Annotated in this window: 16 protein-coding genes and 1 pseudogene; 8 read left to right on the plus strand and 9 right to left on the minus strand. The window is 69.6% G+C overall.

The window, feature by feature from the left end; genetic code table 11:
• Window position 1 precedes the first annotated feature (1 nt).
• From O1G22_RS28890 to O1G22_RS28905, 4 genes and pseudogenes are all read left to right on the plus strand, one after another.
• Window positions 2–2,032, plus strand: coding sequence for a family 2 encapsulin nanocompartment cargo protein terpene cyclase (locus tag O1G22_RS28890; protein ID WP_270083992.1), 2,031 nt, complete (start codon window positions 2–4; stop codon window positions 2,030–2,032).
• 61 nt (window positions 2,033–2,093) lie between these two features.
• Window positions 2,094–2,969, plus strand: coding sequence for a geranyl diphosphate 2-C-methyltransferase (locus tag O1G22_RS28895; protein ID WP_270083993.1), 876 nt, complete (start codon window positions 2,094–2,096; stop codon window positions 2,967–2,969).
• A gap of 120 nt (window positions 2,970–3,089) precedes the next feature.
• Window positions 3,090–4,454: an FAD-dependent oxidoreductase gene (locus O1G22_RS28900; protein WP_270083994.1), complete on the plus strand. Its 1,365-nt coding sequence runs from the start codon at window positions 3,090–3,092 to the stop codon at window positions 4,452–4,454.
• Window positions 4,455–4,523: 69 nt separating this feature from the next.
• Window positions 4,524–4,957 (plus strand): annotated as a pseudogene (locus tag O1G22_RS28905) (family 43 glycosylhydrolase); the annotation flags it as partial.
• On the opposite strand, the gene O1G22_RS28910 reads toward O1G22_RS28905, so the two are convergent.
• Window positions 4,951–5,373 carry a hypothetical protein gene (locus tag O1G22_RS28910; RefSeq protein WP_225096938.1) on the minus strand — a complete coding sequence of 141 codons (423 nt, stop codon included), beginning with the start codon at window positions 5,371–5,373 and terminating at the stop codon, window positions 4,951–4,953. The pseudogene O1G22_RS28905 and the gene O1G22_RS28910 overlap by 7 nt on opposite strands.
• A 118-nt stretch (window positions 5,374–5,491) precedes the next feature.
• Between O1G22_RS28910 and O1G22_RS28915 the strand changes: the two genes are divergently transcribed.
• Window positions 5,492–6,058, plus strand: coding sequence for a TetR/AcrR family transcriptional regulator (locus tag O1G22_RS28915; RefSeq protein WP_270083995.1), 567 nt, complete (start codon window positions 5,492–5,494; stop codon window positions 6,056–6,058).
• Window positions 6,059–6,087: 29 nt separating this feature from the next.
• Here O1G22_RS28915 and O1G22_RS28920 read toward each other — a convergent pair whose 3' ends face one another.
• Both O1G22_RS28920 and O1G22_RS28925 read right to left on the minus strand, forming a co-directional pair.
• Window positions 6,088–7,005 (minus strand): metallophosphoesterase family protein, encoded by a 918-nt coding sequence (locus O1G22_RS28920; protein ID WP_270083996.1) that lies wholly within the window; start codon window positions 7,003–7,005, stop codon window positions 6,088–6,090.
• A gap of 23 nt (window positions 7,006–7,028) precedes the next feature.
• A complete protein-coding gene (locus O1G22_RS28925; protein WP_270083997.1) occupies window positions 7,029–7,535 on the minus strand; it encodes a cupredoxin domain-containing protein in 507 nt (168 codons plus the stop codon).
• 137 nt (window positions 7,536–7,672) lie between these two features.
• On the opposite strand from O1G22_RS28925, the gene O1G22_RS28930 reads away from it, so the two are divergent.
• The 3 genes from O1G22_RS28930 (at window position 7,673) to O1G22_RS28940 (ending at window position 9,643) form a co-directional block, all read left to right on the plus strand.
• Window positions 7,673–8,275, plus strand: a complete 603-nt coding sequence (locus O1G22_RS28930) for a sigma-70 family RNA polymerase sigma factor (protein WP_270083998.1) — start codon at window positions 7,673–7,675, stop codon at window positions 8,273–8,275.
• A 25-nt stretch (window positions 8,276–8,300) separates the two neighbouring features.
• Window positions 8,301–9,095 (plus strand): zf-HC2 domain-containing protein, encoded by a 795-nt coding sequence (locus tag O1G22_RS28935; RefSeq protein WP_270083999.1) that lies wholly within the window; start codon window positions 8,301–8,303, stop codon window positions 9,093–9,095.
• 128 nt (window positions 9,096–9,223) lie between these two features.
• Complete coding sequence (locus O1G22_RS28940) at window positions 9,224–9,643, plus strand: ATP-binding protein (RefSeq protein ID WP_225096944.1); 420 nt, start codon at window positions 9,224–9,226, stop codon at window positions 9,641–9,643.
• A 49-nt stretch (window positions 9,644–9,692) separates the two neighbouring features.
• Here the strand turns inward: O1G22_RS28940 and O1G22_RS28945 are convergent, their stop codons facing one another.
• The 6 genes from O1G22_RS28945 to O1G22_RS28970 all read right to left on the minus strand — a co-directional run bounded on the left by O1G22_RS28945 (window position 9,693) and on the right by O1G22_RS28970 (window position 18,062).
• The gene (locus O1G22_RS28945) at window positions 9,693–11,543 is read right to left on the minus strand and encodes a pyridoxal phosphate-dependent aminotransferase (RefSeq protein ID WP_270084000.1); all 1,851 of its coding nucleotides are present in this window, start codon (window positions 11,541–11,543) and stop codon (window positions 9,693–9,695) included.
• A 206-nt stretch (window positions 11,544–11,749) separates the two neighbouring features.
• On the minus strand, window positions 11,750–12,922 hold the full coding sequence (locus O1G22_RS28950) for an aldose epimerase family protein (protein ID WP_270084001.1): 1,173 nt from the start codon (window positions 12,920–12,922) through the stop codon (window positions 11,750–11,752).
• Window positions 12,923–12,983: 61 nt separating this feature from the next.
• Window positions 12,984–14,228 (minus strand): multiple monosaccharide ABC transporter permease, encoded by a 1,245-nt coding sequence (mmsB, locus tag O1G22_RS28955; RefSeq protein WP_270084002.1) that lies wholly within the window; start codon window positions 14,226–14,228, stop codon window positions 12,984–12,986.
• Window positions 14,225–15,802 carry a multiple monosaccharide ABC transporter ATP-binding protein gene (gene mmsA, locus O1G22_RS28960; protein ID WP_270084003.1) on the minus strand — a complete coding sequence of 526 codons (1,578 nt, stop codon included), beginning with the start codon at window positions 15,800–15,802 and terminating at the stop codon, window positions 14,225–14,227. The genes mmsB and mmsA overlap by 4 nt, the downstream gene beginning before the upstream one ends.
• A gap of 44 nt (window positions 15,803–15,846) precedes the next feature.
• The gene (gene chvE / locus O1G22_RS28965) at window positions 15,847–16,956 is read right to left on the minus strand and encodes a multiple monosaccharide ABC transporter substrate-binding protein (RefSeq protein ID WP_270084004.1); all 1,110 of its coding nucleotides are present in this window, start codon (window positions 16,954–16,956) and stop codon (window positions 15,847–15,849) included.
• A 137-nt stretch (window positions 16,957–17,093) separates the two neighbouring features.
• Window positions 17,094–18,062, minus strand: a complete 969-nt coding sequence (locus O1G22_RS28970) for a hypothetical protein (RefSeq protein WP_270084005.1) — start codon at window positions 18,060–18,062, stop codon at window positions 17,094–17,096.
• Window positions 18,063–18,121 lie beyond the last annotated feature (59 nt).

The following is an 18,121-nucleotide window of genomic DNA, read 5'->3' on the forward strand; positions in this document are numbered from 1 at the left end:
GGTGTCGTTGTTCTCCCGGGTCACGGCGCCCGCCGCGGCCCACGACATGGCAGGCCTGGTACAGGCCCTGCTGGCGGACAGACCGTCCCCGCCGGCCCGCCCACCCTCCGCCGGGCCCGAGTCCGGGTCCGGGTCCGAGTCCGGGTCCGGGTCCGAGTCCGGGTCCGGGTCCGGCGAGCCGGGCCTGCCGTCCGGCCCCACGGGGCTGGGCACGTCGGCGGCCCACACCCCCTTCGGCGCGGCGGCCGGCCCGCACGGCACGCGAACGGATCGCGGCGCGGCCCACTCGGGCGGCCTCCTGCTGCCGCTGCCGCTGCCGCTGCCGCTGCCGCTGCCGCTGCCGCTGCCGGTGCCGGTGCCGGTGCCGACGGTGACGCGTCCGGCGGGGGCCGGCCACCGGTCGGCGTCGGCCGGGAATCCGTCGGCGTCCGTGCATCCGCCGGGGGACGCGTCCAGGGCGGGGGCGACCCCGCTGCCGTCCGGTCCCACCGGGCCGGGTGCGCCGGTGGCTCACGCGGCTGTGCATCCGCTGGAGGCGGGGCGATCGGCGGCGGTGGGGCAGCCATCGGCGGGGGCGACCCCGCTGCCGTCCGGTCCCACCGGGCCGGGTGCGCCGGAGGCTCACGCGGCAGTACATCCGCCGGAGGCGGGGCAGTCGACGGCGGCCGTGCAGCCAACGGCGGGTGCGGCTCCGCTGCGGCCCGGTCCCACCGGGCCGGGTGCGCCGGTGGTTCCCGCGGCTGTGCATCCGCCGGAGGTGGGGCAGTCGGCGGCGGGGCAGTCGGCGGCGGCCGGGCAGCCATCGGCGGGCGCGGCGCCGTGCCCCGCCGGGCCGCCGTCCGGGCCCACCGGGCTGGGCGTCTCGGCGGCGGCCCTCGGCCGCACCCGATACGGCGCATCGGCGGCAGCCGCACGCACCGGATACGGCGCATCGGCGGCAGCCGCACGCACCGGTACCGGCACATCGGCGGCGCCCCTCCTCATCACCGCACGCGAGCCCAGCCGGGAGGCGGCGCCGGGGGCCGGTCCGGCCCCCCGCCGGGAGGCACCGGCGGCGTCCGATCCCGGTCCCCGGCTGCACTGCCCGCCCGCCGTGCGGGACGACCCCGCGCTCGGCCGGACCGTCACCGAGCGTCTGGTGGAGTGGGCCGAGGAGATGGGGATCTACCCGGGCCAGCTGGACAAGATCCGCAAGGCCGACTTCGGCCGGCTCATCATGCTCGCCCACCCCGAGTCCGACGACCCCGACCGACTGCTCGCGGCGGCCAAGTGCGCGCTGTCGGAGTGGGCCGTGGACGACCACTACATCGACGGCGAGGTCGAGGAGGCCCGGCCGCACGAGCTGGGCCGACGGCTCGCCATCGCCCACTCGGTGATCGACCAGGCCCACCTCCCGCTCGGCTACGCCCCCCAGCTCGAAGAAGTCGTCACGGCGGACCCGGTCATGCGGGCCCTGCGGGACAGCCTGCGCAACCTCCACTCGTACGCGACGACCGGACAGGTGCGCCGGCTCCGCCACGAGCTGGGCATCATGTTCGTCGCCTACAACCAGGAGGGCTACTGGCAGGCCTCCGGGCACGTCCCGCCGGTCTGGGAGTTCCTCATGCACCGGCACGAGAACAGCTTCATCCCGTGCATGGTGCTCGTCGACGCGATCGCCGGGTACGAGGTGCCCTACAACGAGTTCTCCGACCCCCGGGTACGGCGGGCGTTCACCATGGCAGGCACCGCCACCGTCATCGTCAACGACCTCTACTCCATGGCCAAGGAGAAGGGCCCGACGGACTTCAGCCTGCCCAGGCTGATCGCCGCCGAGGACGGCTGCTCGCTGGAGGAGGCCGTCGACCGCACCGTCGACATCCACAACGAGCTGATGCTCACCTTCGAGACCGAGGCGGCCGCGCTCGCCCAGACCGGCTCCCCCGAACTGCGCCGCTTCCTGGCCTCCACCTGGGCCTGGGTCGGCGGCAGCCGCGAGTGGCACGCGACCAGCGGCCGCTACCACGAGGCCGCGCACGCGAACGCCGCCTGACCCCGCGCACGCACTGCGCGCAGCCCCCACCCCAACCCCCAGCTCCGAGTAAGGACCCCCCATGTCCAAGATCTCCACCCGGATGGAAGGCATCGCCATGCGCGATGTCCTGCGCACCGACTACCAGAAGTCGGTCGCGGAGTACTGGAACAAGGAGAAGGACCCCGTCAACATCAAGCTCGGCGAGGTCGACGGCCTCTACCACCACCACTACGGCCTCGGCGAATGGGATCCCTCGGTCCTCGCCGGCCCGTCCGAGACCCGCGACCGGCGCATCATCGAGGAACTGCACCGCCTGGAGACCGCGCAGGCCGACGTACTCCTCGACCACCTCGGTGCCATCACCTCCGGCGACCACCTCCTGGACGCCGGTTCCGGCCGCGGCGGCACCAGCTTCATGGCCAACGGACGCTTCGGCTGCCACGTGGACGGCGTCAGCATTTCCGAACAGCAGGTCGACTTCGCCAACGAGCAGGCCGCGCAGCGCGGCGTGCACGACAAGGTCCGCTTCCACTTCCGCAACATGCTCGACACCCGTCTCGCCACCGGATCACGCCGGGCGATCTGGACCAACGAGACGACCATGTACGTCGACCTGTTCGAACTCTTCGCCGAGTTCTCGCGCCTGCTGGAGTACGGCGGCCGTTACGTCTGCATCACCGGCTGCTCCAACGACGTCACCGGCATGCGCTCCAAGGCCGTCAGCAGGATCGACGAGCACTACACCTGCAACATCCACCCGCGCAGCGAGTACTTCAAGGCACTGGCCGCGAACAACCTGGTGCCGATCCAGGTCGTCGACCTGACCCCGGACACGATCCCCTACTGGGAACTGCGCGCGAAGTCCTCGGTGGCCACGGGCATCGAGGACCCGTTCCTCACCGCGTACAAGGAGGGCAGCTTCCACTACCTCCTCATCGCGGCCGACCGGATCTGAGACCAGGGCGCATACGTGGTGTCGTGCGCGCGGGTCGTGCGACACCACGCCCGGCGTGGGAGCCCGGCCGCGGGCCTGCCAGGCGCCTCGGCGGGTACCGAGTCACTCGTGGGAGACGACATGAGAGCAGATCGCCCTTGGGGCAAGGCCGTTGTCATCGGCGGCAGCTATGCGGGACTCGTGACCGCACGCGTACTGACCGACTTCTTCAGCGAGGTCGTCCTCGTGGAACGGGACGCCGTCGACGAGGACACCGGCGCTCATCCGGGTGCTCCGCAGGGCTACCAGGGGCATGCGATGCTGGCCCGGGGCGGGGAGATCCTGGAGCGGCTGTTCCCGGGCCTGCGCGAGGAGCTGAGAGAAGCGGGCGCGCCGGTGTACGACTACGGCGAGGGCATCGACTTCCTGCTGCCCGTCGGACTCGCGCCACGGCAGCGCACGGGCGTCCGGATCCAGAGCTTCACCCGCGACGAACTGGAACGCCGCCTGCGCCGCAAGGTGCTCGCACTTCCCCAGGTCACGCTGATGACGTCCACCCAGTGCACCGGCCTGACCCGGGACCCCTCGGGCCGCGTGAGCGGCGTGAGGTGCCGCCAGGCACAGAACGCGGAGCCCTTCGAACTGGCCGCAGATCTGGTCATCGACGCCTCCGGACGGTCCAGTTCCCTGGTGGGCTGGCTGGACGAGATCGGGATCAGCGTGCCGCCCAAGCGCACCGTGAAGGCGAAAGTCACCTACACGTCGATGAACTTCGACCGGCCGGCGGAGAACCACCCCGACCACCCTGACTACTACGTCGCCTACCAGATGCTGTTCGCCCCCCACGTGCGCCGGGCCGGAGTCCTGCTCGCCGTGGAGCGCAGCCGGTGGACGTGCATGCTGTTCGGGTTCCAGGACATGCCGCCGACCGACGACAAGGGCTACCTGGCATTCGCGGAGACCCTCACCAACCAGCGCCTGGCCGAGCAGATCGCCCGTCGCTCCGTCCAGGAGCCCACCCATCGCTACACCAACGTCGACAACCAGTGGCGGCCCTTCCACGCCGTCAAGAACTGGCCGGACCGCCTCCTCGCCGTCGGCGATTCCGTCTGCGTCTTCAACCCCGTCTACGGCCAGGGCATGACGGTCGCCGCGATGGAGGCGGAGCTGCTGCAGAACATGCTGAAACAGCGCCGCGCGACCGGTCGGCTGGACGGCCTCGCCCGCGGCTTCCAGAAGAAGGTGGGCCGCCTGGTGCTGCTGCCGTGGACGGTGTCCACCAACTCCGACCTGATGTGGACCCCGGACGGCCAATCCCTCGCCGCGCGCTTCTCCCACTGGTACAACACGCGTCTCTTCCACGTGGCGGTGAAGGACGCGGCCGTATGGACGAGGTTCGTCCGCGTGGTGAACATGGTGGCCTCACCGGCCCTGCTGTTCCATCCCCTGGTGGCCCTGAAGGTCCTGACGGTCACTCCCCGCCGGCGCACGAAGCCATCGCCGTGATCGTCGGCCCCAAGTGCCCAGTGAGGCATACGAGTTGTTGTGAGAACCGTTGACTCGCAAACTATTCGATTCTATGGCAGCTCCTCCAGCGACTACAACGCCATCGACCCCAACCTCTTCGTGGACGACGACGGCACGTGGTGGCTGTCGTTCGGCAGTTGGTGGACCGGCATCAAGATGATCCGGATCGATCCGTCCACCGGGAAGCAGTACTCCGGGGACACCACCCGTTACTCGATCGCCTCCCGGCCCAGTGGCAGCAAGGCGATCGAGGCGCCGTACATCGTCAAGCGCAACGGGTGGGCGCCGCGATGATGAACAGCGGCGGCACCCCGGTGCTGGAGTCGCACGGCAGCGTCATCGGGCCCGGCGGCCAGTCCATCATGAACGACACCGACGGGGACCTGATCGTCTACCACTACTACGACGGCAACGACAACGGCACCCCGAAGCTCGGCATCAACCTGCTGAACTGGTCGACGGGTTGGCCGGTGGCCTACTGAGCGGCCGCCGTGACCGCCGCGACGAGCGCGTCCCCGGTGTAGGTCTGCCCACCGAGGCCCCAGCCTCCGTCCAGGGCGTTGAGGATGTTCACCCAGGTGTCGCGGCGGTCGTGGGCCGGGACCGTGAGGGCGTCGACGATGTCGGTCGCGGCGGCGATGAACGCGGTGCGTGACTCCAGTGACGGCAGGCCGATGTCGGGCAGCTTGAGCTCGACCATCACCAGCGGGCGGTTCACCCCGCCCCCGTAGATGTGCTCCGGCTCCAGGACATGGACCGTGCCGCCGACGACCGACGTGAAGAAGGTGTTGCCCTTGAGGCCGCTGGCCTCGATGAGGGCGTCGGTCAGGCGGGGCAGGATCTCGCGCTCGCCCTCGGCGGTCAGGACGCCTCGGGGTGCGGTGACGGTGATGGGCATGGGTGGACCCTTCTCTCGTTAACATGACCAGCGACTCGCTAGGACGTACGTACTAGCGCACTGCCAGCTTGGAGTAGGATGCCCGTACTAGTCAACCCCGCAGGTCTGGAGGTCGGTGATGGCGGGTGACACCCGTGGCCGGATGATCGAGGCGACCATCGAGGCCCTGGAGCGGCGCGGGGTGGCCGGGATGTCGTTCACCGAGGTGCTGCGCGCCAGCGGGGCCGCGCGCGGCGCGATCTACCATCACTTCCCGGACGGCAAGGCCCAGTTGGTCGCGGAGGCGGCCGCGCTCAAGGGGGAGCAGGTGGACGACCGGCTGGCCGCGCTGCCCGCCGACGACCCGGCGACCGTGGTCTCCGCCTTCCTGGACCTGGTACGGCCCGTCCTGGAGCTGTCCGCCTGCGGCGGAGGCTGTGCCGTCGCGGCCGTCACCATCGGCACGGAGCCCGGTGACGACACGGCTCTGCGGGAGGTGGCGGCGACGGCGTTCACCGCCTGGATCGACCGCCTCGCCGGCCGTCTCGCCGCGGCGGGCCTGTCGTCCGCCGCGGCGACCGACCTCGCCACCACCTTGATCACGCTGCTTGAGGGCGCCCATGTGCTGTGCCGCGCCACGGGCACGCTCGACCCCTTCGATTCGGTCGCGCGTACGGCGGCGGGCCTGACTGCGCAGTACGGCTGAGCGCCCCGCGGCGAGGAGTCCTCCCTTGCTCACGCCAGCCTCGTGTCCTTGACCGCCAGCTCCCGGTCGCCCTGCCGGTAGCCCACGGTGCGAATGCCCAACGCGGCCTTGAGCTGGCGGGCGGGCACGACCTGGGGAGTGGGGGCGGCGGCCCGTCCCGGCTTCGGCAGGGGGTAGGCGGTGGTGGTGGCGGAGTGGAAGGTGATGTTGCCCTCCGTCTTGGTGAACAGCTGGTGGACGTGTCCGTTGAGACAGGTCACCGAGGAGAAGCGGCGCAGGAGCGCGATCACCTTCAACGCGTCGTCCGTGCTCCAGCCCCACCGGGGGTACATGGCGAACAACGGGATGTGGCTGAAGACCACGACCGGGGTGTCCGATGACAGTCCCGCCAGGTCCTTGCGTACGAAGTCGATCTGCTCGGTGCCGAGATGGCCCAGCTTCTCCAGATGCAGCGTGTTGACCAGGGCGATGAAGTGCACTCCGTGGGTGTCGAAGCTGTACCAGCCGTCGCCGAGCGTGCCCTTGCCGAAGATCTGCCGGTATGCGCGGCCCGTGTCGCCGATGGAGTCGTGCTCGCCGGGCACGGTGAAGACGCGGTCCGTCTGCAGCCCGGTCATCATCTGCCTGACCTGGTCGAACTGGGCGGCCGTGGACAGGTGCGTCAGGTCGCCGCTGTGCATGACGAAGTCGGGCCGGAAGCCGAGGGCGTTGACCTGGCCGATCGCTTCGGTGAACGAGCCGGCCACGTCCAGGTTCGCCGGCCCGTGGAAGCCGATGTGGCTGTCGGAGACCTGCACGAACCGCAGGGCGCCGCTGGTTTCCGCGGCGGCCTCGGCGGTGGTGCCCCGGGGGCCGGCGATGTGGCTCATCACCTCTCCGCCGGCCACGGTCAGCACGACCGCTCCGCCGAACCATCCTGCGTGCCTGATGAGTTGACGTCGTGTCATGTCGTGAGGGTCGCGGTACCCGGTCATCGGGTCACCTCCACCGTGGCGGTCATGAAGGGATGGATGGTGCAGAGATAGGCGTAGGTGCCCGGCTCGGTGAACCGGTAGCTGTAGGTGGCGTGGGTGGCCAGAGCGGGGGAGTGCAGCGGCCCGCCCGAGCCGGCGCTGGTGACGGTGTGGGCGTCGGTGTCCTGGTTGGTCCAGGTCACCGTCGTGCCCGCGGTGACCTTCAGCGTGCTCGGGGAGAACGCGAAGTTCTTGATCGCCACGGTGTCTCCGGTCACCGGCGCATCGGCTGCGCGCGTCTTCGGTGAGCTCGTGGGCGTGCTCATGCTCATGTCCGGCATCGGTGAGGCGCCGGGCATCCCGGCCACCTGACGCTGGCCGGGACCGGGCGTGATGGCACCGGCCGCGGCGGAGTGCGGGGACTGGCCGCACGCGCTCAGGAACCCCAGGGCGGCCGCCGTCGTGGCTGCGAGCCCGGCCGCGACGCGTGATCGCCGGCCGGCATGACCAAAGTTCGGGTACATGGTGTTCGTTCCTCGTGTGTCGAAGCTCTTGTCCGACTCCACGGGTGATGGTTTCGACCGGTTCAGCCGATATGTGACTTTCTTTGCATCAAAGTGCGTGATACGACAAAAGTGCCTTGATGGGTAATGATCGACTTATGCCCTGGAGTGCCCGTAAACGTGGTCAAACAGCCGATACGGATCGCTCCGCGCGCCGTGTCTCTGGTGAAGGGACCATTTCGGCCACGGACGAGGAGTTGATCCGCGCTCTGTACGCCGAGCACGCGGGTCCCCTGTTCCACTACGCGCTGCGTCTGACGTCAGGAGACCGGCAGTGGGCCGAGGATGTCGTACAGGAGACGCTGCTGCGGGCGTGGCAGCACCCGGCCGCGTTCGAACCCCGACGCGGACCTGCCCGGGCGTGGCTGTTCACGGTCGCCCGGCACCTGGTCATCGACGCCCACCGGGCCCGGCGGGCCAGGCCGGCGGAGACCGGTGGCGAGGCCCTGGAGCGGGTCGCCGAGCAGACGGTGGGCGAGGACCAGATCGAGCAGGCCTTGCAGAGCTGGGCGGTGGCCGACGCCCTCCGGACGCTGTCCCCGGACCATCGCGCCGTACTGATCGAGACGTACTACCGGGGTCGCACCATGGCGGAGGCCGCGGGCGCGCTGGGCATCCCACTGGGCACGGTCAAGTCGCGGACGTACTACGCCCTGCACGCCCTCCGGCTCGCGCTGCAGGAGCGAGGCATCGAGCCATGACCGAGGCATGGAGGAGGTGCCGGCCATGAACACGGACCATGACGCCCTGCGGATGGCGCTGGGGGCCTACGTCCTGGGTGCGCTGTCCCCGGCCGAAACGGAACAGGTGCGTGCTCACCTGGAGACATGCGACGCGTGCCGGGCGGAGCACGAGCAGCTGGCCGGACTGCCGGCGCTGCTCGCGATGGTCACGGCGGCCGAAGCGGCAGGCCGGGCGGCGCCCGCCGACAACGAGGACCTGGCCGACGGCTTGGTGCGGCGGGCGGCCGAGAGCGCGCGGGGCGTACCGCAGGCACCGTCCGGCAGGTCCGCGACGCCTCAGGCTCCCGAGGCAGGGCTGATCGAGAGGATGCTCCAGCAGGCCGCGGCCAGGCGCCGCAGGACCTGGCGGTGGCAGCTGGCCGGCGCGGCCGCCTCCCTGATGCTGGTCGCGGCGGCGGCGGTCGGCGGAACCTGGCTGGCGGTCGGCACCTCCGTGACAAGTCAGGGCAGGCAGCCCGGACCCGCCACGCCGACTCCGTCGCGCATCTTCTCCGGAAACGACTCCACCACCGGTGTCACCGCCTCCGTGAAGGTCTTCCCCTCGGCCTGGGGCAGTGTCCTGGAGGTCTCGGCCCATGGTGCGCCGGCCGGCATCGTCTGCCGATTGCGGGCGATCGGTCCCGGTGGGACCAAGGCGGACGCGGCCACCTGGCGGGCCGGCACGTATCCGGCCGGTACGAAGATTCCAGGGGCGATCCCCATGCGTCCGGGAGCCGTCGAGCGCTTCGAGATCGTCAACGCGGGGACCGGCCAGAAGCTGGTCACGATCCGGGCGTGAGGTCGGCCGGAAGCTGACAACTCGGGAAAAAGGCGCGAAAAGCTCGAACCATATGGCACTCGTCGTGCGTATTACCAGATGAGCGCTCACACGCAGGTTCCGCACCCACACAGAAGAGCCAGAAGACCATGTTTGTGACCGATTCCGAGTGCACCAGCTCACGGCCCTGCTCCCATCGGGCGACGCTGACCCTGCCCGCGCAGGAGGCGCATGTGTCCGCCGCGCGTCACTTCACCGCGGATCTGCTGGAGTGCTGGAGCGTTCCCGAGCGCGAGCGTGACTCCGCCGTTCTCATCGTCGACGAACTCACCGCCAACGCCGCCCAGTACGGCCGCGAGTGCATGACGTTGGTACTCGTCCTCGACCACGGCGCCTTGTCCATCGTGGTCAGCGACTCGGGAACCGCGGTGGAACATGGTGCGCACGACGTCGCCCCGGACGAACACGGCCGCGGCACCGGCATCGTCAGGTACCTCGCGCAGTCGACCGAGATCCGCCAGACGCGCAGCGGCCGGGAAGTCCGCGCCTGCCTCCGGTGCCCGGCCTGACCGGCCCCGGAAGACCGCCCTCCGGTCAGGCGACCCACAGCCCCGCCGGCTATGCCCCCGCCGCGTTCGGCCAGCTCTGTGCGTTCGGCCAGCCCGTCGGCGGCGCCGGGGTCAGGCCGGCCGGCGGGGCCGTCATGCCGCGTACCTGGGCCGCCGTGAGGCCGCCGCGCGCCGGGACGCCGGGCGGGGTGGGGGCTACGGCGGCCGCGGGGGCCGGTACGGGTACCGGCATCGGAGCGGGTACCGGGGTGGGGGCCGGTGCCGGCAGGGGGGTGGGCGGTGGCAGGGGAGCCGGGACCGGGGTCGGGACCGGGGCCGGCTGGGGGACCGGCATCGGGGCCACCGGCTGCTGCATCGGGGCCATGGGCTGCGGTACCGGTGCCGGCTGGGCCACCGCCGGTACCACCGCCGGTGCGGGCTGGGGCGCCGTAGGCAGCGGCTGGGCCGCCGCCACCGCCGGTATCGGGACCGGAGCCGGAACCGGAGCAGGGGCCGGCTGGGGCGCCGCGGGCAGGGGCTGGGCTGCCGCCGGCATCGGCATCCCGGCGCCGGGTGGGGGTACGGCGGCGGGGAGCGGCATGCCGGTGCCGGCGGCCGGAACGGGGGCGGGCACAGCGGCGGCGCCGGCTCGCGCGACGGACGCCGCACCGGCGGCCATGGCCTGGGCCTGAGCGGCAAGGCCCGGTACGCCGCCTCCGTTGGTCTCGCTGACCAGCCGGTCCACGGCCGCCGTACCCGAGCTGTAGCTGGTCCCTGTGCTCAGCTCGGGCACGGCGGCTCCCCTCCTGGTCCCGTAGAGCACCTGCTCCAGGCCTGACACCAGGCGACGCACGTCGACCTGGGGGCGCACCACGAGTCTCAGGAAGCGGCTGGAGGAGCCGATCTTGTTGCCGCACTCGCGGACCAGGATCCGGTGCTCGGCGAGCATCCGGTCCCGGACCACCGTGCCCTCGGCTCCTACGGGCAGTCGTACGAAGAGGAAGTTCGCCTGGGAGGGGTACACCGTCAGCCCGGGCAGGGCGGACAGGTGGCTGGACATCTCCAGGCGGTCCCTGCGGATCTGCTGGAGGCTCTGCGCGTACTCCGCGCCGTGCCGGCGCAGCATGAACACCACATGCTCGGCGAAGGAGTTGAGGTTCCACTTCGGGAGCATCGAGCGGACCCTGCCGGCCAGGGCCGGGTTGGCCACCAGGTAGCCGAAGCGGACGCCGTGCAGGCCGAAGTTCTTGCCGAGGCTGCGCAGGACGATGACGTTCGGGCGGAGCACGGCCTCCTGGACGACGCTCGGGTCGGTCTCGGCGTCGGCGAACTCCAGGAAGGACTCGTCCACGACCACCAGGTCCAGGTCCGCCATCGCGTCCATGAACTGGACCACCTGCTGCTTGCGCAGGTAGCCGCCGTCGGGGTTGTTCGGGTTGCAGATCACCGCCACGCGCGTGCCCCTCGCGCGGATGAAGTCGGCGTACTGGGCGAGGTCCAGCGCGAAGCCGGCCGCCTCCTGGAGCGGGAACATGTCGACCCGCTTGCCGGTCTCCATCGGCTGGTCCGTCCAGCGGCCGAAGGTCGGCACCGGGATCGCCACGGACTGGCGGACCAGCAGGTGGTCGATCCAGGTGATCAGTTCCGTCGAGCCGTTGCCCATCGCCACGCACTGCGGCGGGAGCTGGAGCAGGCTGCACAGCTCGCCGGTGATGGTGTCGGCGCTGCTCGGGTAGTACGTGATGATCTCGCGCAGCCGGGCCGCCAGCTCGTCGAACATGGCCGGGGTCGGGAAGTACGGGTTGCACGGGATGCAGAAGTCCACCGGACCCGTCCCGTCCCCGCCCTCCCGGGTCAGCGCCGCCATCGAAGGGCTGTGCGCGGCCGTGCCGCGGAACAGCGAGGTGACGTTGCCGGCCAAGAGAACCTCCGTTCAAGGCGGCCCGTGCGGGGGAGCACGGGCCGCCCATGAGTACGGAGACTCAGGTGTTGCCGTTCAACTCGTGGTGCAGAAACGCCCTGAAGCGGCGCGGGGCCGCGTTTGACAGCGGCTCCGCCGCGGGGCGCGACCAGCCACGACAGCGCCGCAGACGAACGACCGCATATCGCGGCCCTTCGCGCGGAGCGCTACGCGCTGAACTTGTGGATCGTCGTCGTCCGGTACGTCTGGCCCGGCCGCAGCACCGTCGAGGGGAACTTCGGCTCGTTCGGGGAGTCCGGGAAGTGCTGGGTCTCCAGGGCCAGTCCGTCGCCCTGCCGGTAGGTGTGGCCGGAGGGGCCGACGAGGGTGCCGTCGAGGAAGTTGCCCGAGTAGAACTGCACACCGGGCTGGTCGGTGAGGATCTTGAGGGTGCGGCCGGACTTCGGGTCGCGCAGCGTCACCACGTGCTCGGGCTCGGCGGTCACGCCCTTGTCGAGCACGAAGTTGTGGTCGTAGCCCTTGGCGGTGACCAGCTGCGGGTGGCCGATGCGGATGTCCCGGCCGATCGGCTTGGGGTGCGTGAAGTCGAAGGGGGTGCCCTTGACCTTCGCCAGTTCGCCGGTGGGGATCAGGCCCGAGTCGGTCGGGGTGAACCGGCCGGCCGCGAGCCAGAGTTCGTGGCCGTAGATGCTGCCGCTGCCCTCGCCGGCGAGGTTGTAGTACGTGTGGTTGGTGAGGTTGACGACCGTCGGCTTGTCGGTGGTGGCCTCGTAGTCGATCCGCCAGTCGCCGTGCCGGGTGAGGGTGAAGGTGACCTTCGTCTTCAGCGTGCCGGGGTAGCCCATCTCGCCGTCGACGCTCGTGTAGTACAGGTGCAGACCGACATCGGAGCCGGAGACGAAGGGCTCGATGTCCCACACCTTGGTGTTGAAGCCCTGCTTGCCGCCGTGCAGGCTGTTCACGCCGTCGTTCACGGACAGCTGGTACTTCTTGCCGTCGAGCGTGAACTGGCCCTTGGCGATGCGGTTGCCGTAGCGGCCGATCGTCGCGCCGAAGAAGGTGGTGCCCTTCACGTAGGCGTCGAGGGTGTCGTAGCCGAGCGAGACGTTCGCGTAGCGGCCGTGCCGGTCCGGGATCTCCAGGGACTGGATGATGCCGCCGTACGACAGCACCTTCAGGCGCGTGCCGCCGTTCTCCAGCGACCAGCGGTAGACCTTCGTGCCGTCGGCGAGCGTGCCGAAGTACTCCTTCACCGGCTTCCTGCCTCCGGACGAACCCGTCGAGCCTGTAGCGGCCTGGGCTGTGCCCGAGCCGAGGGTGGTGGCGGCGATGCCCGCCGCCGCGGCGCCTGCGATGACCGTGCGTCTGTTCAGTTCCATGAATGCGGCTCCCGCATAAAGGAGGGGCCCCGCCGGCTGTTCCGGCGGGGCCCGGTCTGACTTACGAACCGGACTTGCGCTTGTTCCACACGTCGAACCCGACCGCCGCCAACAGGGCCAGGCCCTTGATGACCTGCTGCCAGTCGGTGCCGACACTGAGGAGGTTCATGCCGTTGTTCAGCACGCCGAGGACGAGACCGCCGATGATGGCGCCGAGAACGGTGCCGACACCGCCGCTCATGGAGGCGCCGCCGATGAACGAGGAGGCGATGGCCTCCAGTTCGAAGCCGTCGCCCGCCTTCGGCGAGGCCGCGTTCAGGCGGGCGGCAACCACCAGACCCGCCAGGGCCGCGAGCACGCCCATGTTCAGGAACACCTGGAAGGTGATGCGCTTGTCCTTCACGCCGGACAGCTTGGCCGCCGGCAGATTGCCGCCGATGGCGTAGATGTGGCGGCCGAAGACCGAGTTGCGCATGACGTAGCCGTAGCCGCCCACCAGGACACCGAGGATGATCAGGATGATCGGCGCGCCGTCGTAGCTCGCGAGCAGCATCGTGAGGGTGAGGATCGCGGCGACCAGGGCGACGAGCTTGAGCAGGAACAGCTTCACCGGCACCACGTCGAGCGAGAACTCCTGCTGGCGGCGCCGGTCGCGCACCTCCTGCCACACCACGGAGGCGATCAGGACGATGCCGAGGAGCAGGGTGAGGTTGTGGTAGTTGGTGTTCGGGCCGACCTCGGGCAGGAAGCCGTTGCCGATCTTCTGCAGGCCGTTCGGGAAGGGGCCGAGGGTCTGGCCCTTGAGGAGGATCTCCGTCAGGCCGCGGAAGAGCAGCATCCCGGCGAGGGTGACGATGAACGACGGTATGCCGAAATACGCGATCAGGAAGCCCTGTACGGAGCCCGCCACCGCGCCCACCAGCAGGCACAGCACCAGGGCGAGCGGCCAGGCCATGTGGTGCTGCACGGTCAGTACGGCCGCGAACGCGCCCACGAACGCCGTGATCGAGCCGACCGACAGGTCGATGTGCCCGGCGATGATCACCAGCATCATGCCGATCGCGAGGATCAGGATGTAGCTGTTCTGCAGGACCAGGTTCGAGACGTTGCGCGGCAGCAGCAGGTCGCCGCCCGTCCAGAACTGGAAGAGGACCACGATCAGCCCGAGCGCGATCAGCATGCCGTACTGGCGCATGTTGCGGCGCAGGCCGCCGAGCACCAGCTGCAACAGGCCCTCGCCGGCGGCCGATCCGTCCTTGCCCGGCGGCGCGGCCGCGGGGGTCTTGTCGGTGACGTCCGTGCTCATCGGGTTACCTCTTCGTCCTTTGCGTTGTCTGTCGGCGCCTTGTCTTTCGTCATCTGGCGCATGAGCACTTCCTGCGTGGCCTCGGACCGTGGCACCTCACCGGTCAGCCGCCCCGCGGACATCGTGTAGATGCGGTCGCACATGCCGAGCAGCTCCGGCAGCTCGGAGGAGATGAAGACGACCGCCTTGCCCTGAGCGGCCAGTTGGTCGATGACCGTGTAGATCTCGTACTTGGCGCCCACGTCGATGCCGCGGGTCGGCTCGTCCAGGATCAGCACGTCGGGACCGGCGAAGATCCACTTGCTGAGGACGACCTTCTGCTGGTTGCCGCCGGACAGCTTGCCCACCGGCTCGAAGACCGTCGGCGCCTTGATGTTCATGGACTTGCGGAAGCCCTCGGAGACCTGCCGCTCCGCCTGCTCGTCCACCACACCCCGCTTGGCGACCTTCTTCAGCGCGGTCAGCGAGATGTTCCGGTTGATGGTGTCGATGAGGTTCAGGCCGTAGTGCTTGCGGTCCTCGGTGACGTACGCGATGCCGTGGTCCACCGCCTCCGCGACGGACTTCGTACGGATCTCGACGCCGTCCTTGAGGACCGTGCCGCCCGCGTACCGGCCGTAGGTGCGGCCGAAGACGCTCATCGCGAGTTCGGTGCGGCCGGCGCCCATCAGGCCCGCGATGCCGACGATCTCGCCCCGGCGGACGCTGATCGACACATCGTCCACGACCTTGCGCTGCTGGTCGATGGGGTGATGGACGGTCCAGTTGCGGATCTCCAGCGCCGGTGCCGCGCCCTCCTCCGCTTCGTGCGGGGTGCGCTCGGGGAAGCGGTGGTCGAGGTCGCGGCCCACCATGCCGCTGATGATCCGGTCCTCGGTCGTCTCCTCCGCCTTCACGTCGAGCGTCTCGATGGACCGCCCGTCGCGGATGATCGTCACCGAGTCGGCGACCTTGCGGATCTCGTTGAGCTTGTGGGAGATGATGATCGAGGTGATGCCCTGGTTCTTCAGCTCCAGGATGAGATTGAGGAGTTTGTCGCTGTCCTCGTCGTTCAGCGCCGCCGTCGGCTCGTCCAGGATGAGGAGCTTCACCTTCTTCGAGAGCGCCTTCGCGATCTCCACCAACTGCTGCTTGCCCACGCCGATGTCGGCGACGCGGGTCTCCGGGTGGTCCTGGAGACCGACCCGGCGCAGCAGCTCGGTGGCGTGCCGCAGAGTCTCCCGCCAGTCGATGAACCCGCCCCTGGCGTGCTCGTTGCCGAGGAAGATGTTCTCCGCCAGGGAGAGGTACGGGGAGAGCGCCAGCTCCTGGTGGATGATGACGATGCCGTGCTGCTCGCTCGCCCGGATGTCCTTGAACCGGACGACCTCCCCCTCGAAGAGGATGTCGCCCTCGTAGGTGCCGTGCGGATGGACGCCGGAGAGGACCTTCATCAGGGTCGACTTGCCGGCGCCGTTCTCCCCGCAGATGGCGTGGACCTCGCCCTGACGGACGGTCAGCGTGACGTCCGACAGCGCTTTGACACCGGGAAAGGTCTTGACGATCGAGCGCATTTCCAGGACGGGTCCCGCCATGGTCGTGCCTTCCAATCAGTGTGGGGTCGGGCAGATGGGCGGGATCACTTGAGCTGGGAGTCGGTGTAGTAGCCGCCCTTGACCAGCACGTCCTCGTAGTTGGTCTTGTCCACGCTCACCGGCTGGAGCAGGTAGGCGGGGACGACCTTGGAGCCGTTGGTGTAGGTCGTGGTGTCGTTGACCTGCGGCTTCTTGCCGTGCAGCACATCGTCGACCATGGACACCGCGACCGCGGTCTCCTTGCGGCTGTCCTTGAAGACGGTCTGGGTCTGCTGACCCGCGATGATGGACTTCACCGAGGCCAGCTCGGCGTCCTGGCCGGTGATGACCGGCAGCGGCTTGCTCGCGGAGCCGTAACCGTCCGACTTCAGGGCGGCGATGATGCCGATGGAGATGCCGTCGTACGGCGAGAGCACCGCGTCGACCTTGCCGCTCGTGTACGTGGAGGTGAGGATGTCCTCCATGCGCTTCTGCGCGGTGGCACCGTCCCAGCGCAGGGTGGTGACCTGGTTGAGCTTGGTCTGCCCGGACTTGACCACCAGCTGCTTCTTGTCGATGTACGGCTGGAACACCTTCATCGCGCCGTTGAAGAAGTACTGGGTGTTGTTGTCGTCGTTCGACCCGGCGAACAGCTCGATGTTGAACGGGCCCGTCTTGCCGCTGTCCAGGCCGAGCTTGTGCACGATGTAGGTGCCCTGGAGGGTGCCGACCTTCTCGTTGTCGAACGAGGCGTAGTAGTCGACGTTCGGGGTGCCGAGGATGAGCCGGTCGTAGGCGATGACCGGGATGTTGGCCTGCTTGGCCTCCTGGAGCACGTTGTTCAGGGACTTGTTGTCGATGGCCGCGATGATCAGGCCCTTGACGCCCTGCGTGATCAGGTTCTCGATCTGCGAGACCTGGGTGCTCGGGTCGTCCTCGCCGTAGACCAGCTTGGTCTTGTACCCCTTGGCCTCAAGGTTCTTGACCATGTCGTTGCCGTCGTTGATCCACCGCTCGGAGGACTTCGTCGGCATCGCGATGCCGATGGTGGCGCCCTTGACGTCGCCGGTCTTCTCCTTGCTGCCGCCCGAGCTGCTCTGACCGCAGGCGGTCAGGGTGAGGGCGAGGGCGGCGGCTCCGGATATGGCGGTGAGTGCGGCTCTGCGAGTACGCATGATCATCATCCTTGATGTGTGTGGGGCAGGGCTCGGCCTGACGAGGAGAAGGCGCTCCGAGGCGGTGCGGGAGGCCGAGAGATGTGTGGGATTGTGTTTGACTACGTCTTCTTTTGTGAAGCGGATTTTCCGGAACGTTATGCGGAGATGTCGAACCGGTTGAGCGTCCCGGGCAGCCGTGAGCCGAGGGGCGCCATGTCGCCGTCGGCTCCGTGCCGTGCGAGCAGGTCCAGGGCCAGCCGGCCGCGCCGCACCCGTTCCCGGGCGGTGGCCAGCGTCAGGTCCCGCAGGTGGTGTCCGTACGGGTAGATACCGGGGCTCTTGGACAGGCCGAACTTCAGGTAGAGCGGTGCGCCGCGCCGGATCAGCTCGGCGACCTCGTACATCCGCACATAGCCGCCGAGATCGTCGGGGGCCTCGATGTACATGTCCATGGGAGCCGCCGACACCCGGCGGATCTCGGTGAGGTGATCCAGCGTCAGATCGCTGGGCACGTTGACGGAGTCGGCGCCGAGCCGCTCGTAGACGGCGTACGAGGCCGGGTTCACGGGGCCGATGAGCGCCGAGACCTTCAGCGTGGTGTCGGCCGGGATGATGCCGGCCTCGCGGGCCCGGTGCAGGGTCCACAGCACGCCCTCGTCGGCGACGAGCAGGCACTTGACGCCCAACTCCGTGGCCCGGACGGCGTCTTCGAGGCAGCCGGCGACGGCGTCGTGGCCGCGAGCGCGCAGTCCGGCCCCCCGCGAGTCGGAGCGCACCGAGCCGCCGATGTCCCAGGTGCCGCGCGGGCCGGTGAACAGGCAGAGTTCGATGTCGCGTTCGGCGGTGGCCTCGACCATCTCGGTGATCTCGGCGTCGGTGAGCATCCACACGCCGCTGCCCTGGCTGATCCGGTGGATCGGCACGTCGAGGCGCGAGGATTCCTTGAGCACGACCGCCAGCGCCTCGGGACCCTCGCACGAGGGGATCTCGGTGCGCCAGCGGCCGCCGCCCGGGAAGCTGTGGGCGGATGCGTCAGCGGGGTCGAGGGCGGGCGCGCTGAGGCCGAGCGCGGCGAGCATCTGCTCGCCGGGCCTGCGGGCTGCCGGGGCGGAAGCGTCGGTCACAAGCTGTCCTTCGTGTTCGAGTCGTTCGAGATTTCGGACAAGGTTCGCGGCTCGGGGCG

Source organism: Streptomyces camelliae, from assembly GCF_027625935.1.
In the GTDB taxonomy this organism is placed as follows: domain Bacteria; phylum Actinomycetota; class Actinomycetes; order Streptomycetales; family Streptomycetaceae; genus Streptomyces; species Streptomyces camelliae.

Excerpts from the sequence above, each read along its gene's own strand:
- chvE (WP_270084004.1), bottom strand. The coding sequence starts at position 16,956 with ATGCGTACTCGCAGAGCCGCACTCACCGCCATATCCGGAGCCGCCGCC.
- O1G22_RS28915 (WP_270083995.1), top strand. The coding sequence starts at position 5,492 with ATGGCGGGTGACACCCGTGGCCGGATGATCGAGGCGACCATCGAGGCC.
- mmsB (WP_270084002.1), bottom strand. The coding sequence starts at position 14,228 with ATGAGCACGGACGTCACCGACAAGACCCCCGCGGCCGCGCCGCCGGGC.
- O1G22_RS28925 (WP_270083997.1), bottom strand. The coding sequence starts at position 7,535 with ATGTACCCGAACTTTGGTCATGCCGGCCGGCGATCACGCGTCGCGGCC.
- O1G22_RS28930 (WP_270083998.1), top strand. The coding sequence starts at position 7,673 with ATGCCCTGGAGTGCCCGTAAACGTGGTCAAACAGCCGATACGGATCGC.
- mmsA (WP_270084003.1), bottom strand. The coding sequence starts at position 15,802 with ATGGCGGGACCCGTCCTGGAAATGCGCTCGATCGTCAAGACCTTTCCC.
- O1G22_RS28900 (WP_270083994.1), top strand. The coding sequence starts at position 3,090 with ATGAGAGCAGATCGCCCTTGGGGCAAGGCCGTTGTCATCGGCGGCAGC.
- O1G22_RS28940 (WP_225096944.1), top strand. The coding sequence starts at position 9,224 with ATGTTTGTGACCGATTCCGAGTGCACCAGCTCACGGCCCTGCTCCCAT.
- O1G22_RS28895 (WP_270083993.1), top strand. The coding sequence starts at position 2,094 with ATGTCCAAGATCTCCACCCGGATGGAAGGCATCGCCATGCGCGATGTC.
- O1G22_RS28950 (WP_270084001.1), bottom strand. The coding sequence starts at position 12,922 with ATGGAACTGAACAGACGCACGGTCATCGCAGGCGCCGCGGCGGCGGGC.
- O1G22_RS28920 (WP_270083996.1), bottom strand. The coding sequence starts at position 7,005 with ATGACACGACGTCAACTCATCAGGCACGCAGGATGGTTCGGCGGAGCG.
- O1G22_RS28910 (WP_225096938.1), bottom strand. The coding sequence starts at position 5,373 with ATGCCCATCACCGTCACCGCACCCCGAGGCGTCCTGACCGCCGAGGGC.
- O1G22_RS28935 (WP_270083999.1), top strand. The coding sequence starts at position 8,301 with ATGAACACGGACCATGACGCCCTGCGGATGGCGCTGGGGGCCTACGTC.